Origin of the sequence: Microcystis wesenbergii NRERC-220 (assembly GCF_032027425.1) — a bacterium.
Taxonomy (GTDB): domain Bacteria; phylum Cyanobacteriota; class Cyanobacteriia; order Cyanobacteriales; family Microcystaceae; genus Microcystis; species Microcystis wesenbergii_A.
This window is the reverse complement of the sequence record NZ_JAVSJA010000001.1, coordinates 865944-880918: the sequence shown is the minus strand read 5'-3', so window position 1 is coordinate 880918 and position 14975 is coordinate 865944. Positions and strand designations below refer to the sequence as shown.

Sequence of the window (14975 nt, the reverse complement as noted above, 5' to 3'; positions counted from 1 at the left end):
AACCTAACTTCTAACTCCGCTAGAATAGTAAAGAAATGTAAACAGCCTGTAAAGATTATGACTGAACCACAACCGACTCAAACCCCCAAATTAGAAGATCCCAAATTTGGCTTTAATGACTATGCCGAGCGCCTCAACGGTAGGGCCGCTATGATTGGTTTTGTGATCACCCTGTTGATTGAGTATCTCACTGGCCAAGGTCTGTTATCTTGGTTAGGGTTACAGTAGTTTTTTAAGCTTTTTTAGGCATTCTAGGGGAAATACAGCCTTGAGTGTTAGCTAACGCATACAGGCTTGATGATTTTCCCCGTAGAATCCTTGCAGGACCGAATCACCTCGCTGTTGGGGTGTGCCGTGGGAGCGATTAGGAGCTTCAAAATCGCCCACTTCCGAGGCCGCTTCCGCTAGAAGTTTTCCCGCTAGTATATAATCCTGTTTGGATAAACCTCTCGCTTCGGTAAATAACCAGGAAAGGGTATCTCCCGCAAGACAATCGGCCTGTAATTCAATGCCGATGCTCATTCCCCCTTCATCGATGCCACCGATACCCCGATTCCACTGAACAGCGTGAGCGGCCTCGTGAGCGACGGCGTAAAGGGGAAATAGGGGATTATCACTAATGCGAGTAACTTGCTGGAGATTGACGTAGACTGTATTATCTAGGGTGCAGAAAGCCGCTAGGGAAATTACACCGCAGGGAGTGGTTATCGGGCCATCGCTTAACAAATACTTAAAATTGATCTGATGTAATTGAGCAGTATATTCAATTACCGCTTCTAAGGCATCCGTAATATCGTCTGCTTGCGCTCTCTGGGCTAGAGGGGATAAAATCAACAGGGAACTACAAGAAACAGCAGATATCAGGGATAATAAACGTTTACGGCCAGAGTTAGGGTTCATGATACTAACAAAGTCGGGAGTGAGGAAGAAGTTTAATTGATCTGAATTAGCCTACCGCTACGATCAAAATTCTAAAGGCTATATCTAAGACTTCCAGAGAAAATACAGAATTTACGCAGCTTTTGATCGAAGTTATTTTGGCTCTCGATCGATTCTATGATAACTTTTTTGCCAACTGGATCATCTTTGCTCAAAAATATCGATGAATAAGCAAAAATTTTTTAACTCGCCGGAGTCTTATTAGCGGCGTTTGCGCCGAAGTGCCGGGGCTTGAGATAATCAGATAGCTATTATCTCAAAAACTATCACCATGACGATCGATCCGCAACAACTCATCGAACTGGCTCTCAAATCGGGAGCGGTGGCAGCCGAAGTTTATCAATCTTCCTCCCTTTCCCATCCCGTTTTTTTTGAGGCTAATCGTCTTAAACAGTTAGAAAGTTCCGAATCCGTGGGAACTGCCTTGAGATTATGGCGCGAGGGTTGTCCGGGGTTAGCGGTGGGTTATGGTGATGTAGAACCGGAAATTTTAGTAGAAACGGCGTTAAATTTATCCTATCTCAATGACCCGGAAGAAATCGAATTTTCGGCACCACGACAGGCAATTTATGACCCGATTGGGCAAGATGTGGCGGTAGAATCTTTAATCGAGATGGGTAATCAAATGATTGGCCAAATTCGCCAAGTTTACCCTGAGGTTATTTGTAGTGGTGAATGGGAATGTGAACGGGAAATCACCCGTTTAGTTAATTCTCAGGGTTTATATTGTCAATATACCGATACAGCTTTGAGTTATTATCTGGGGATTGAATGGGTGCGGGGGGAGGATTTTCTGGCGGTTTATGATGGGGAATATACTCGCAGTACACCTCATCCCGAAACGGTAATTAAACAGTTATTGCAGCGACTACAATGGGCAGCCAATAATGTGGATAGTCCCACGGGAAAATTACCAATTTTATTGACTGCTAATGCAGTTACCCTGTTATGGGGTACGGTGGCGATGGCTTTAAATGGTAAACAGATCCTAGAAAAGTCTTCGCCCTGGAGTGATAAAATCGGTCAATTGGTGATGTCAGAAAAGTTGACTTTATCCCAACAACCGGATCGAGAACCCTATAGTTGTCCCTTTGATGATGAGGGAACTCCTACCAAATTTTTATCTTTAATTGAGGGAGGTAGAGTTAAAGAATTCTATAGCGATCGTACCACGGCCAGATTATTAAAAACTACTCCGACGGGAAACGGTTTTCGTCCCGGTTTAGGGGTTTATCCTCAGCCGGATTTGGTTAATCTAATCGTTGCACCGGGAGAGGGAACTTTAGAGGATTTAATCTCGCAAATAGATGAGGGCCTGGTTATCGACCAAATTTTAGGTCATGGGGCGGATATTTCGGGCGATTTTTCTGTCAATATCGATCTGGGTTATCGCATAGAAAAGGGCAAAATCACCGGACGAGTTAAAGATACAATGGTGACGGGAAATGTTTATACAGCTTTGCAGAATTTAATCGCTTTGGGAGCCGATAATCAATGGAATGGCTCCTGTTATACTCCCTCGCTAATCGTTGATAGTTTATCGGTGGTGGGGTAAAAATGTGGCGTTGTCAAATTGAAAGATGCTCCTAATCAGATGGGAACTGAAATTACTATGTGTAGGGCTAATTCATGAATTAGCCCTACAATAGGCGTTGTCAAATTGAAAGATGCTCCTAATCAGATGGGAACTGAAATTAACTCAGCCTACTTTTTGGGGTTAATTTTTTTGGGCTTTATTTGACCTGAAAAAAGGGGGGTCGCAGGCAGGCACGGATTCCCATTATATAAGAAATTATCTGTCAAGTCGTGGGGTTTTGTCAAGCTTTTTTGGGAAAAAAAATTAACCGACACTCAAGGGGAGAAAATTAACCAAAGAGATATTATTTAATCCCCCCTGTGAGTCGGTATTTTTCAGCCCGGGATTAACGCTTTAGTTGTCGAGGCACCAAGGCGATTTAATTGCCGATTAATTTGCCATCCGAGGAGGGTTAAACCCAACCACTGACTGAAAATTGCCAAAGCGAAAGAGGGAAGTGTAGCGTATTTAGTAGCGGCAATGGGAAGAAAAGTAAAAAACCATAACAGCGGAGATTGACTGGGATCAACTCGCAAGACAGCAAAACAGAGAAAGGGGAAAATAATCAAAATGCCGATGCTAGTGGCTGCCAGCAAAGCGCGTTTATTTGTGCGGGCTAACATCAATAATTGGGCGATAGCGGCATAGACTAAAATCATGTTCATTGCCAAGAGAAACCCGGCTGCAGCGGCTAGTTTATATTGATGGAGAGGGGCGATAAAAATAGCGGGAAGGATAAATAAAATAGCAATAGCGACGTTAACAGCCATGGCTAGGGTAGAAGGGCTTTTTTCGCCAAAGATTAAAGCTTTCCCCAGACTAATGCCCTTTTTTCCTTGTAGATGACGATAGCGCGCCCAATCTTGGAGAGTTTGACGGGGGGGAGTGAGGGCAAAAAGGATTAACAAGGCAAAAATTGCCACAAAAACGCTAAGAATCGCAAAATTATCGAAAATATAGCTCGGTTCCAGAGTTTGGAAGACAAAACCTAGGCTAATAGCGCTAAAACAGCCCATCATCCAGTAACTTTGGGGTTTACTAACAAGAGTAGCGAGGGGATTATGGAAGCGACGCTGGATAATTCTGGTTAACCCGTAGGTGCAGAGGGCAAAATTGAGAAAAATTAAACTAATACCCGTTGTAACCGATTGCCAGAGAGATTGACCGTACCAACGCAGATCAAAGATTTGTGAGATTCCTAGATAGCCTACCGCATCGGGGGGGAGAAAGGTAGATTTAACTAGATAGGGGAGGACAAAACTAGGATTAAAGAGAATTAACCAATCAAAGGGGGTACGGGAACCACCATAGCCCGATGAAGTAAACATAGTGCTATAAAACACAAAGATTAAGACTGTAGCGCTGCCTAACCAGGGTTGAAATCCCCCTAACCATGGCGTGGCTAAAGCGAAACTGAGGGCGGCATGATAGAAAAAGGCACAACTAGCGATCAGAACCGCGTAGAAGGCTAAAATTAACGACAAGGGAATACCTGCTAATAAACCCGCCCCCAAGTGAAAGGGTAAAGCGAGAAGACAGACGAGATAGAGGAGAATGGGAACCCCGAAAAGTTTGCCGATAAAAATTGTTCTGGCGGGTTGGGGACTCAGACGGATAAAATTAAGTGTACCCCGGCGCTCTTCCCCGGAAAGATCGGCGATTAATTGATAGGTTCCCACCACTAAAAGAGCGAAAATGCCGGTAATACTCAGAAAAGTGAAGATATCTAACCACCATAACTGGGAGATAATCATCCATTGACCATTTAAGTCTTGGATACAGTATTTAATCCCACTATAGGGATAATAATCGTTGTTATTGGGGGGATTAGCGGTACAGTAACGACTAAATCCCGCCGCTACCGGCAAGAGATTTTGATAGTATAAATAAACTAATAATTGACCAACTAGGGAGATAATCGAGGCGATCGAGATATTTTTCGGGGTTAATCTTCCTTGCCATTCTCGCATAATTTGCGGGTTGGTTTCCGTAAGGCGATCGATTATTGTCGCTATCATATTTTTGTCCTCTCTACAGCCGTCAACAGGAGCTAATCCTAGATTAACCCGGCAACTTCTCGATCGGTTCGGGGTTGAAGAAATCGATCGAGATGCGGCTAAGTAGCTGGTTATAATTAAATTAAAAAGGGATTTTAGGTTCGATCCCCCCTGCCCCCCTTGATAAGGGGGGTGCCGATCCCCCCTTAATCCCCCCTTGATAAGGGGGGTGTCTGATAATTTTTAACGACTACCTACTTAAAATCTGAGTTCGGGAATCAAAAGGGGAAAAGTGCCAGACCAGTGAGCTTCTGTTTTACACTAGAATTTGGCCGCCTGAATCTAGATCTATGCCCACTCTGACCCTCAATTTTCCCCTAACTGCCGTTGTCGGCCAAGAAGCGATTAAATTAGCCCTACTCTTAGCCGCCGTGGATCCCGCCCTGGGGGGTGTGGTAATTGCCGGGCGTCGGGGAACCGCCAAATCAGTCATGGCGCGAGCGATACATTCCCTACTGCCACCGATCGAAATTATTGCAGGTAATGTCTTTAATTGTGATCCCAACAATGCCGACGAATGGGACGAGCGCACTAAAGAAGAATATAGCAGTGGAGAGGTCGCCACGGAAGTTATCCGGGCCCCTTTCGTGCAGATTCCCCTAGGAGTCACCGAGGATCGTTTATTGGGTTCCGTCGATGTGGAAGAATCGGTGAAACAGGGGGAACCAGTCTTTCAACCCGGTTTATTAGCCAGCGCCCATCGGGGAATTCTCTACATCGATGAAATTAATCTACTTGATGACCAAATTGCTAACCAATTACTAACAGTTTTAAGCGAAGGACGTAACCAAATCGAACGGGAAGGCATCAGTTTTCAACATCCCTGCAAACCAATCCTGATCGCTACTTATAACCCGGAAGAAGGGGATTTACGACCCCATTTATTAGATAGAATTGCCATTGCTCTTTCCGCCGATGGTGTCCTTAGTTTAGATCAACGAGTCACCGCCGTCAATCAGGCGATCGAGTATGCTGTTTCTCCCACCGCTTTTATCGCCCAATATGCCCAAGAAATTGATGATCTAAAAACCGAAATTATTCTGGCGAGGGAATGGTTAAAAGAGGTAAAAATTAAACCCGAACAAATTAGTTATCTAGTGGAGGAAGCGGTGCGCGGTAGGGTAGAAGGTCATCGCGCCGAGATTTTTGCCGTGAGAGTAGCCAAGGCCGCCGCCGCTTTAGAAGGTCGGGATTTAGTCAGTGCCGATGACTTAAAAAGAGCCGTCGAATTAGTTATTGTACCTCGATCGCTGATTACGCCGCCACCTCCAGAACAGGAACAACAGCCACCGCCACCACCGCCACCACCGGAACCGCCCCAAGACGAAAACCAGCAGGAACAGGAAGAAAAAGAGGAGGAGAAAGAGGAAGAAAAAGAACCAGAACAGCCCGATAATCTCCCGGAAGAATTTGTTTTCGACCCGGAAGGGGTTTTACTGGATCCTAGTGTGCTGTATTTCGCCCAGATGGCCCAGCGTCAGGGGAAATCGGGGGCGCGTAACCTGATTTTCTCGGAAGATAGAGGACGTTATATTAAGCCGATGTTACCCCGGGGCAAGGTGAAAAGAGTCGCCGTCGATGCCACTCTCCGGGCGGCCGCCCCCTATCAAAAAGCCCGTCGCTTAAGGAATCCCGAACGTCATGTGATTATAGAAGAAGGGGATCTGCGCTCAAAACGGCTGGCCCGCAAGGCCGGTTCTTTAATTGTCTTTGTGGTTGATGCCTCCGGTTCCATGGCCCTGAATCGGATGCAGTCGGCCAAGGGTGCGGTTATGCGTCTGTTAACGGAAGCTTACGAAAATCGCGACCAGATTGCCCTGATTCCTTTCCGGGGGGAGCGAGCAGATGTACTATTGCCACCAACTAAATCGATTACCCTAGCGAAAAAACGTCTAGAAACCCTGCCCTGTGGTGGCGGTTCCCCTTTGGCCCACGGTTTAACCCAAGCGGTTCATGTGGGGATGAATGCCCGTTTATCGGGGGATATCGGTCAAGTGGTGATTGTGGCGATTACCGACGGTAGAAGTAATATTCCTTTGGCGAAATCTTTAGGCGAACCGATTCCGGAGGGGGAAAAACCCGATATTAAGGCAGAACTGCTCGATATTGCCGCTAAAATTCGCTCTTTAGGCATTAAACTGCTGGTTATCGATACGGAGAAAAAATTCGTCTCCACTGGTTTTGCCAAAGAATTAGCCCTAAAAGCCGGGGGTAAATATTATCATCTACCCCGGGCTACGGAACAAGCGATCGCATCTATGGCGCGAGGGGCAATTGCGGGACTGTAGCTAGTGGTTAGGGGGTGCAGATCATTTTTGTCAATCTACCATCCCCACCCTAGCTTTAAGCCCTACCCTGTCAGGGTTTTAGACTATTATTGGGCTAGAAACAAATCGCACCCCCAAATGCGAGATGCTTACACGCAGTTTTTCATACATTTGTATTAATTGAAAAGTTACCGATAATTTCTCGGCAGTGGATATTTCTGTAATCTTGAGATACACGCCTAAAAATTGGCTATTGACTCGAATTTTGCTGATTTTCTGTTTGTTTTCTGGTCTGGTGTGAGAGAATCTAGAAAAACTTAACAATAATCAGGAATCAGCGAGGGATATACTACAAACAAACATGAGCAAGTTTTAATTAAGAGAACTATGAGCTTTCGATTTGGCAAAATCTTGATAGCAGGGGTATTGGCGGTACTTTTGCTAGTAACTTCCTGTGCTAAAGCTCCCTCACAATTTGACCAGGCGCAAAAAGAAAGTACCGCTCGCGGGGCGGCGGCAGTGGTGAAAGAATCCACCTCTGGCGGCAGTTTTAATCAGTTTTTCCCGCCTTCTGGGGGAGGATACGAGCGCGTCTATACCCAAGAGAAAAAAGGCTTTGCTGAGGCAAAACTGAAGCAAGATGGCAAAGTTCTGGCTATGTTAGCCATATCTGACATCAGCAATAATCCCGCCGCGGCCAATAAATTCCAAGACAGTAAAACCACAATTAAAGGTTTTCCCGCCGTCGAACAGGGTGCAACCGCCACCGCCGTTTTAGTCAATAATCGCTATCAAGTCAAGGTTTTATCGCGGGAGCCAGATTTTTCTGCCAGCGATCGCCAAGCTTGGTTAGCTAAGTTCGATTTAGATGGTCTAGCAAAGTTAAAGTAAGGAGACATCCGTGAGTAAGCCAATTTTTGAACTGGTGGACGAATTACCGACTAATAATCTCACCGTCAAAGTTCTCAAAACCCTTGATTATGTGGTGCCGGGGCAGTGGGATAACCTAGTCGGGTTTAAAAATACGATTATCACAGTCACCGGCGAAACCGACGAAAGCATGATCCAACAGATTGGCGATCGAGCCGTTTGGTTGTTTAATGATAAATCCCAGGGCTATCAACGGGCGCTCTGGCTCTACCAAACCATCGACAGCGCCGATAATGCCCTAGCCGCCGCCTCTCTTGCTAATGCCGTCGGGGGGAAAATTCCCCTCATGGGCGGTTTAATCGAAAGATTAACCCCTGCCCCCGAAAAAGCGCAAACCATCGATCTAACCCTGAAATTAGTGACAGAATTAGTCGCTTTTTGTCAAATTAATGGCATTCCGGGGGATAGTATCGATGATTTCGTCGCTTCTCTGGGAGATTATAGCGGCGAATCCCTGATGCGGATGGCGGCGTTAGTTTGTTTGGATGGTTTAATTCCCCTGGGAGGCAGTTTTATCCGGAAAGTGGAATCCACCCTCAGTATTCTCCACCCAGAAGAATTAGAATCTAACTCCACTTTCGGCAGTATTAAAGAATTGATTCCGGGGGGAAATACTGCCAGAAAATTAGACTTTATCGGTCAAAGTTTCGACTCGACTAAAGGTTGGATGAGTGGTTTTGTCAGCGAGCGCGGTTTGACCCAGCAGGGATTATTGAGCAAAATTCAGGGATTTATCGACTTTTCTGCCGATAAATTGGTATATGTTGGGGCATTCCTCGATATGACCACCAATTACTACGAACATACCGGCATTCAAACCCTCGCTCGTCGTTTAATCGAAAGAGCCGTGGCGGAAATTTAAGTGGCATTGAGGGCGGGGATGGACAGACCGATACTAAATCCGCTTTTAATAGTATGATTAACCGCCAATCCCACTTTAAAAACCCACTGCCCACTTCCCACTCTGCTATACCTTTTCAAGAGGATTTAGTGTAGTACCATTTTTCTAAAGTAATGGCAGAGATGGTTAATTACCCTCACCCCCAACCCCCCCCGACATCGGGGGGGTGGGAGAGGGAAATAAGATGCCTGCCACGAATAAAGAAAAATGGTATGATATACCATCCTTAGTCCCTCAAGGTCATGAATCAGTCACAACTTATCCATGCCGCTAAACAGCAAGATGCAGCCGCTATTATTGCCCTACTTAACCGAAGTCTCTTAACCAGAAAAATAGAGGTGATTGCAGCCACCTCACAAGAAAATGCCCTGACTCTAAAAGTTCAATCCAAAAGAATACCCAATCAACACAAGTTATTACCTTTTTTGTCGGCAGAAATCAAAAGCTTGGGCATCGATGGATTAGAACAAGTGATCGTTTACGGTATGACCAAGGAATCTGATATCCCCGTTTGGCAAGAATCGATAACCCTGAGTCAAGATGATTTAATCGTCAATCATGTCACCAAATTAAACTCTTTGCCGACAATAACCGCAGAAATTGCCGAAAATAACCCGGAAGATGTCCCAGAAGCTTTGGAAGACTCTGAAACAACTGAAGAAAAAGCCCTAGAGAAACGGGAGGAGTTCACTGAAGCGGCTGAGAATATTGTGGCGACTGGTGAGGGATTTTCCCTATCTCATCGGAGACATTCCTCTTTTCCCCTCAGTATAATTTTGCCTTACCTAGCGATTGGTTTTGGTGCTGGAATTATTATAGGTGCTTACTTCGGCTATCAAAAAGCAGTGAGTGAAATGTACGCACAACCTGGAGCGATCGAACAACCCCGATAAATTTTCTTGTCCCCAACCTGATATGATCGAAATTGGCGATCTTACGATTAAGACCAATGCAAAATTTTCCTATCTCCAAACCCCAATGATTTAGGGCTTTTTTTCTTGGGAATTTGTCGTTAAGGACAGCAGCAACAGTTTATTTTTTATCTTTAGCCCCACATATCTAACCGCTCATGTCTATTGAAGAAGCCTTGAAACTCCTAAAAGAATATGGCTGTATTCAACTAAAAATTGCCCAATCCTCTGAAGAAGAAGAAGCTCTAAGACAGGCAATTTTATTAGTTAACCAAGGTTCGGAATCAATTAATTTAGGTATCTGTGCCGATAACAATGAAGAGGGATTTAAAGCCCTAAAAAGTTATCTACAAGCCCTAGGATACCCCCTACCTAATACTCTCCCAGAAGACCAGCCAGAACCGGGAGCGGTGTATATTAAATACAGTACCCAAAGACAAGCTTCCTATCTCGATTCCTACACGGGAACCTATCGCGGTGTTCTGATTTCTTGTCAATCAGAAAATGATCAATTAGTCGGTACTTATGGTCACTTTCCCCTCGATTTATTCTCTTAAGAGGGATAGTTTTGGGCTTATTTAAGCGATTAACCATCAGCCGGACAGTGATTACTATTTACAAATAAGTAGGTGGGTGTTAAAAATTGTCAGATACCCCCCTTATCAAGGGGGGCAGGGGGGATCAAAGACAAAATCTATCTTCAATTTAATTGAAACCACTTACTTAACAACCAAAAAGCTCCCCACTCCTGTCCACTGAATTCTTAACTTTTTACCTGAAAAAAATATGTATTTGTTAATTCCAGCAGCGGGAATGGGTAAACGGATGGGCAGCGATCGCAATAAGTTACTGCTCACCCTGCACGGAAAACCTCTCCTCGCTTGGACTTTGCTGGCTGCCATGCAATCCAGGGCAATTATCTGGATTGGGATTATGGCACAACCGGAAGACTTTAACGATATCCAAGAAATTATCACCGCCATAAATGTCCTTAAACCCGTGCAAATCATCCAAGGAGGCGAAACCAGACAAAAATCGGTTTATAATGGCTTACAAGCCCTACCAGAGGGGGCTGAGACGGTTTTAATTCACGATGGGGCGCGCTGTTTAGCCACTCCCGAATTATTCGATCGCTGTGCCGCCGCTTTAGCCACTTGTCAGGGTTTCATAGCGGCGATTCCGGTGAAAGATACGATTAAAATTGTCGATAGCAAGGGTTGGATTGAGGATACACCCGATCGCTCGCGGTTGTGGGCAGCCCAAACGCCCCAGGGTTTTCAGGTAAAATTATTAAAAGAATGTCATGAACAGGGCCGAAAATTAGATTGGGAAGTCACCGACGATGCCGCCTTATTAGAAAAATGTGGTTTTCCCGTCAAAATTGTCGTCGGGGAAGAAACTAACTTAAAAATTACTACTCCGGGGGATCTGGCAATTGCCGAATATATTTTAAGTCAACGTTTGCCATAAAAGTTGACAGTAATTGTATTAGACTAGGTAGCGGTCAACTCTAGGCGGTCTCTGATGACTTTTCCCTTTATATCAGTAATCATTCCCATCTACAATGGTGAAGATGATCTTCCCGATTTGCTCAAATGTTTGCAAAGTCAAACCTATCCCCGAGAGCAAGTGGAGTATCTTCTCGTAAATAACAATAGCAGCGATCAAACAGGGTCTATTTTAGAACAGGCAGTGATCGAGAGTAAAGGGTCAGGATTTCCGTTAGTTGTTCTTACAGAAAATCAGATTCAAAGTTCCTACGCCGCTCGTAATTTAGGCATAAAAAATGCCCGTTATGATCTGTTAGTTTTTACCGATGCCGATTGTCGTCCTTCCTATCAATGGTTAGCAGAAATAGTTAAACCCTTTGGTGATGCTGATATTGGTATCGTTGCGGGGGAAATATTCGCCTTAACTGGTAACTCTATCCTAGAAAAATATGCTGAACGTCGAGAGATTCTCTCGCAAAAATTTCTCTTAGAACACCCTTTTTCTCCCTACGGTCAAACAGCTAATCTAGCAATTAGAAAAGCCGCTTTCGAGAAAGTTGGTCTATTTCGTCCTTATTTAACCACGGGTGGCGATGCCGATATCTGCTGGCGAATTTTACGAGAAACTCAATGGCAATTAGCCTATGCACCCACCGCCGTTATTTCCCATCGTCATCGTTCGACTATCAAGAGTTTTCGCAGTCAATTTCAACGCTACGGCCGTTCAAATCGCTATTTGCATGAACTACATGGTTGTGATTTACAAAGGAATTTTACCAGTTCCGAATTAATTTATCATCTCGGTCGTTGGTTATTAAAAGAACTACCAAAAAATACCCTCAAGTTACTGTTTGGTAAAGCTGATATAGTAGATTTATTGGCTACTCCCCTCGATTTAATTGGGTTTCAGTCCCGCAGCCAGGGACAAGCCACGGCCAAATTACCCGAAAAAGCTAAAGAAATCGAATGGCTTTAATTCAGTTATCAGTTCTCGGTTATCAGATGTGAGTTTTCAGTGATCAGTGATCAGTTATCGGTTATCAGATGTAAGTTTTCAGTTCACTGATTACTGATTACTGATTACTGTTTACTGATTAAGGTTTCTTCTATGGTTTATCCCTGAGTGAAACATCCCGGAAGGTCTTTAATTTCCGATACATATCCACCCTGATCATCAGGATAAATTGTTATTGGATATTTTAGTGCCAAATAAAACTCTAATAATTCCAGCTTAGTTTTATTAATTGTACTCATATTTTTACCTCTTTAAAGTTAGCAAATAGGATCAATATATTTTGAATAAACACTCAGAAAATATCAAGAAAGGAATCAGCTTTAAACCTTGTCCGTCAACTATCCATCCCCCTATTCTGGCGCTCCCTGCTTCAAAGTGGGGGACAAAATAGGGTAAGGTAAAAAAGCTGTGCCTATAACCGAGACCATGACCGTTGAATGGCAATCCGTCAAAACCTACGAGGATATTCTTTACCATAAATGGGGGGGAATCGCCAAAATTACCATCAATCGCCCCCATAAGCGTAATGCCTTCCGTCCGAAGACAGTTTTTGAGCTTTACGACGCTTTCTGTGATGCTCGCGAGGATGCGCGCATTGGGGTAGTATTGCTCACGGGTGCAGGTCCCCACAGCGATGGGAAGTATGCTTTTTGTTCCGGCGGCGATCAGACGGTGCGCGGTCAGGCGGGTTATATTGGCGATGATGGCGTACCCCGGCTCAATGTGCTGGATTTACAGAAATTAATTCGCTCCATCCCCAAGGTAGTTATCGCGCTGGTGGCAGGTTATGCGGTCGGGGGCGGTCATGTTTTACACTTGGTTTGTGATTTAACCTTAGCAGCGGATAACGCCATTTTTGGCCAGACCGGTCCGAAAGTGGGCAGTTTTGACGGCGGTTTTGGCTCTAGTTATCTGGCCCGGGTAGTGGGTCAGAAAAAAGCTCGCGAGATTTGGTTTCTCTGTCGGCAGTATAACGCCCAACAAGCGTTAGAAATGGGTTTGGTTAACCATGTCGTCCCGGTAGAGGAATTAGAGCAGGAAGGGATTAAATGGTCCCTAGAAATTCTCGAAAAAAGTCCCTTGGCGATTCGCTGCCTAAAATCGGCTTTTAATGCTGATTGTGATGGTCAAGCGGGTTTACAGGAGTTAGCGGGTAATGCCACTTTACTCTACTATATGACCGCCGAAGGGGCTGAAGGTAAACAGGCTTTTCTGGAAAAACGTCCCCCCGATTTTAGTCAATATCCTTGGCTACCCTAATCAGTGATCAGTAAACAGTAATCAGTGATCAGTGAAAAGAAAGCAGAAAACTGCCCTATAATACTGCCCACTTAATACTCCATACTCCTACTGATCACTGCTCACTGATAAGCTATGCTAGTTTAGAGAGAGTAGTTAGGTTCGGTAGCAGCATTGGTTTCAAACAGAAGCGGTTTTTCCCTGATGATCTTGACTGGGTTGTGTCCGATCTCCTTCTCAAAATGGCTGTGATATTGGGAGACAATCCATGACGATTTACGTTGGTAATCTGGTTTATGAAGTCACGAAAGAGGACTTGTACGGCGTATTCGCTGAATACGGCACGGTTAGTCGCATTCACTTGCCCGTAGATCAAGCAACGGGTAAAATGCGCGGTTTTGGTTTTGTGGAAATGTCCTCCGATGAGGAAGAAGCAAAGGCGATCGAAACTCTTGACGGGGCCGAATGGATGGGACGACAGATGAAAGTTAATAAAGCTCGTCCCAGAGAAGATAATTTTGGTGGTGGTGGCGGCGGTGAGCGCAAAAACTTCGGTCGCCGCGAACGTTAAAGAGATTCTTGTAAGATTCCAGAAGCGGTTATCAGAAATAACCGCTTTCCTATTGATAATTAATAAATCTGCGTTTGTTTTCTAACATCCTAATGCCCATTGTAAATGGGTAACAGCTATGAATGATCAATCCATTGCCCCGATTTCGTCCTTGATCGAGGATGAACCACTCCACCGCACATCGGAGCTGCCGATCTGGTTCGATAATTTCGCTAATCTGGCACAGGCCTACGAGGGAAGGCTCAACGAATCCGACCCCGTAATAGAGCCTAACGATCTTCGTCTGCATCTATTAACCACATTGCTCGGCACGCCTCCTTCAGAGGCCTATTATCTCGTGCAGGGTTTAGCCCGGTGTCGGGAGGTAGAGGGCGATGTGTGCGAGTTTGGTGTGGCGCAGGGAGAAACCTCCGCACTGATCGCCAATGAAATCGCCGGAACGGACAAGACCTTACATCTATTCGATTCCTTTCAAGGTTTGCCCGCCCCCTCGGAAAAAGATCACTTGCTCCACGATATTTTCGATTTGGGGAATATGGAAGCCTATAGGGGAAAAATGCGATGCCGTGAGGGAATGGTTCTAGAGCGATTACGGAAGATTTCTTTTCCCGAACATCGCTATGTAATTCACAAAGGATTTTTCGATCGAATCCTCGATCGAGGGGAAAATTTACCAGCGAGGGTTTCTTTCGCCTATGTGGATTTCGATCTGTACGAACCAATCAAACAGGTACTAGAGTTTCTCCACCCGATCACCCCCCTCGGAGCGATTATCATCGTCGATGACTACGGTTTCTTTTCTTCGGGCCCAAAGACGGCTGTAGATGAATTTATTCAAGATAAAAATGATCGGGAAAAGGTCTATGAGTACATGATTCCAGATACTCGATACGGACATTTCATCGTTTTGAGGAAAAAAGGCTAACGGACGCAAAGATATCCGTTCGTCTGTACCCGTAAATTGCCTCTGAATATCCAGTTTGTCGGGGGTAAATACAGAACCAAATCCTCTTTAAATCTCTTTAAAACTGCTCATTTGTCTGGCTGGACAGCTAAAATGAGAAAGTTTTAAGAAAGAT

Annotated in this window: 15 protein-coding genes; 12 read left to right on the top strand and 3 right to left on the bottom strand. The window is 44.9% G+C overall.

Annotated elements, in window-relative coordinates; translation table 11 throughout:
• The first annotated feature begins 57 nt into the window (after window positions 1-57).
• Entirely contained in the window at window positions 58-228 is a 171-nt protein-coding gene (locus RAM70_RS04395) for a CAB/ELIP/HLIP family chlorophyll-binding protein (protein WP_002742489.1), read from the top strand.
• Between the two features lie 51 nt (window positions 229-279).
• Here RAM70_RS04395 and RAM70_RS04390 read toward each other — a convergent pair whose 3' ends face one another.
• The gene (locus tag RAM70_RS04390) at window positions 280-900 is read right to left on the bottom strand and encodes a neutral zinc metallopeptidase (protein ID WP_045361422.1); all 621 of its coding nucleotides are present in this window, start codon (window positions 898-900) and stop codon (window positions 280-282) included.
• Between the two features lie 310 nt (window positions 901-1210).
• Between RAM70_RS04390 and RAM70_RS04385 the strand changes: the two genes are divergently transcribed.
• The gene (locus tag RAM70_RS04385; protein ID WP_045361421.1) at window positions 1211-2494 is read left to right on the top strand and encodes a TldD/PmbA family protein; all 1284 of its coding nucleotides are present in this window, start codon (window positions 1211-1213) and stop codon (window positions 2492-2494) included.
• A gap of 356 nt (window positions 2495-2850) precedes the next feature.
• On the opposite strand, the gene RAM70_RS04380 is transcribed toward RAM70_RS04385, so the two are convergent.
• Complete coding sequence (locus RAM70_RS04380) at window positions 2851-4533, bottom strand: hypothetical protein (protein ID WP_312672444.1); 1683 nt, start codon at window positions 4531-4533, stop codon at window positions 2851-2853.
• Between the two features lie 329 nt (window positions 4534-4862).
• Between RAM70_RS04380 and bchD the strand changes: the two genes are divergently transcribed.
• The 7 genes from bchD to RAM70_RS04345 all read left to right on the top strand — a co-directional run bounded on the left by bchD (window position 4863) and on the right by RAM70_RS04345 (window position 12047).
• Window positions 4863-6860 carry a magnesium chelatase ATPase subunit D gene (gene bchD, locus RAM70_RS04375; protein ID WP_312672443.1) on the top strand — a complete coding sequence of 666 codons (1998 nt, stop codon included), beginning with the start codon at window positions 4863-4865 and terminating at the stop codon, window positions 6858-6860.
• A gap of 366 nt (window positions 6861-7226) precedes the next feature.
• On the top strand, window positions 7227-7730 hold the full coding sequence (locus RAM70_RS04370; protein WP_045361410.1) for a hypothetical protein: 504 nt from the start codon (window positions 7227-7229) through the stop codon (window positions 7728-7730).
• A 10-nt stretch (window positions 7731-7740) separates the two neighbouring features.
• Complete coding sequence (locus RAM70_RS04365; RefSeq protein WP_312672440.1) at window positions 7741-8631, top strand: hypothetical protein; 891 nt, start codon at window positions 7741-7743, stop codon at window positions 8629-8631.
• Between the two features lie 281 nt (window positions 8632-8912).
• A complete protein-coding gene (locus RAM70_RS04360; protein ID WP_045361407.1) occupies window positions 8913-9563 on the top strand; it encodes a hypothetical protein in 651 nt (216 codons plus the stop codon).
• A 176-nt stretch (window positions 9564-9739) separates the two neighbouring features.
• Window positions 9740-10138: a DUF1824 family protein gene (locus tag RAM70_RS04355; RefSeq protein WP_045361406.1), complete on the top strand. Its 399-nt coding sequence runs from the start codon at window positions 9740-9742 to the stop codon at window positions 10136-10138.
• Window positions 10139-10367: 229 nt separating this feature from the next.
• Window positions 10368-11051 carry a 2-C-methyl-D-erythritol 4-phosphate cytidylyltransferase gene (ispD, locus tag RAM70_RS04350; protein WP_045361404.1) on the top strand — a complete coding sequence of 228 codons (684 nt, stop codon included), beginning with the start codon at window positions 10368-10370 and terminating at the stop codon, window positions 11049-11051.
• Window positions 11052-11105: 54 nt separating this feature from the next.
• Window positions 11106-12047, top strand: a complete 942-nt coding sequence (locus RAM70_RS04345) for a glycosyltransferase family 2 protein (protein WP_045361402.1) — start codon at window positions 11106-11108, stop codon at window positions 12045-12047.
• Window positions 12048-12184: 137 nt separating this feature from the next.
• On the opposite strand, the gene RAM70_RS04340 is transcribed toward RAM70_RS04345, so the two are convergent.
• A complete protein-coding gene (locus RAM70_RS04340) occupies window positions 12185-12325 on the bottom strand; it encodes a type II toxin-antitoxin system HicB family antitoxin (protein ID WP_072024900.1) in 141 nt (46 codons plus the stop codon).
• 187 nt (window positions 12326-12512) lie between these two features.
• Between RAM70_RS04340 and menB the strand changes: the two genes are divergently transcribed.
• From menB to RAM70_RS04325, 3 genes are all read left to right on the top strand, one after another.
• Window positions 12513-13346: a 1,4-dihydroxy-2-naphthoyl-CoA synthase gene (gene menB, locus RAM70_RS04335; protein WP_012267160.1), complete on the top strand. Its 834-nt coding sequence runs from the start codon at window positions 12513-12515 to the stop codon at window positions 13344-13346.
• Between the two features lie 247 nt (window positions 13347-13593).
• Entirely contained in the window at window positions 13594-13896 is a 303-nt protein-coding gene (gene rbp / locus RAM70_RS04330; protein ID WP_045361399.1) for an RNA-binding regulator, read from the top strand.
• 118 nt (window positions 13897-14014) lie between these two features.
• Window positions 14015-14821, top strand: coding sequence for a TylF/MycF/NovP-related O-methyltransferase (locus RAM70_RS04325; protein WP_312672436.1), 807 nt, complete (start codon window positions 14015-14017; stop codon window positions 14819-14821).
• The last annotated feature ends 154 nt before the right edge of the window (window positions 14822-14975 follow it).

Coding starts and splice junctions, on each gene's coding strand:
- RAM70_RS04395 (WP_002742489.1), top strand. CDS start 58: ATGACTGAACCACAACCGACTCAAACCCCCAAATTAGAAGATCCCAAA.
- RAM70_RS04390 (WP_045361422.1), bottom strand. CDS start 900: ATGAACCCTAACTCTGGCCGTAAACGTTTATTATCCCTGATATCTGCT.
- RAM70_RS04385 (WP_045361421.1), top strand. CDS start 1,211: ATGACGATCGATCCGCAACAACTCATCGAACTGGCTCTCAAATCGGGA.
- RAM70_RS04380 (WP_312672444.1), bottom strand. CDS start 4,533: ATGATAGCGACAATAATCGATCGCCTTACGGAAACCAACCCGCAAATT.
- bchD (WP_312672443.1), top strand. CDS start 4,863: ATGCCCACTCTGACCCTCAATTTTCCCCTAACTGCCGTTGTCGGCCAA.
- RAM70_RS04370 (WP_045361410.1), top strand. CDS start 7,227: ATGAGCTTTCGATTTGGCAAAATCTTGATAGCAGGGGTATTGGCGGTA.
- RAM70_RS04360 (WP_045361407.1), top strand. CDS start 8,913: ATGAATCAGTCACAACTTATCCATGCCGCTAAACAGCAAGATGCAGCC.
- RAM70_RS04355 (WP_045361406.1), top strand. CDS start 9,740: ATGTCTATTGAAGAAGCCTTGAAACTCCTAAAAGAATATGGCTGTATT.
- ispD (WP_045361404.1), top strand. CDS start 10,368: ATGTATTTGTTAATTCCAGCAGCGGGAATGGGTAAACGGATGGGCAGC.
- RAM70_RS04345 (WP_045361402.1), top strand. CDS start 11,106: ATGACTTTTCCCTTTATATCAGTAATCATTCCCATCTACAATGGTGAA.
- RAM70_RS04340 (WP_072024900.1), bottom strand. CDS start 12,325: ATGAGTACAATTAATAAAACTAAGCTGGAATTATTAGAGTTTTATTTG.
- menB (WP_012267160.1), top strand. CDS start 12,513: ATGACCGTTGAATGGCAATCCGTCAAAACCTACGAGGATATTCTTTAC.
- rbp (WP_045361399.1), top strand. CDS start 13,594: ATGACGATTTACGTTGGTAATCTGGTTTATGAAGTCACGAAAGAGGAC.
- RAM70_RS04325 (WP_312672436.1), top strand. CDS start 14,015: ATGAATGATCAATCCATTGCCCCGATTTCGTCCTTGATCGAGGATGAA.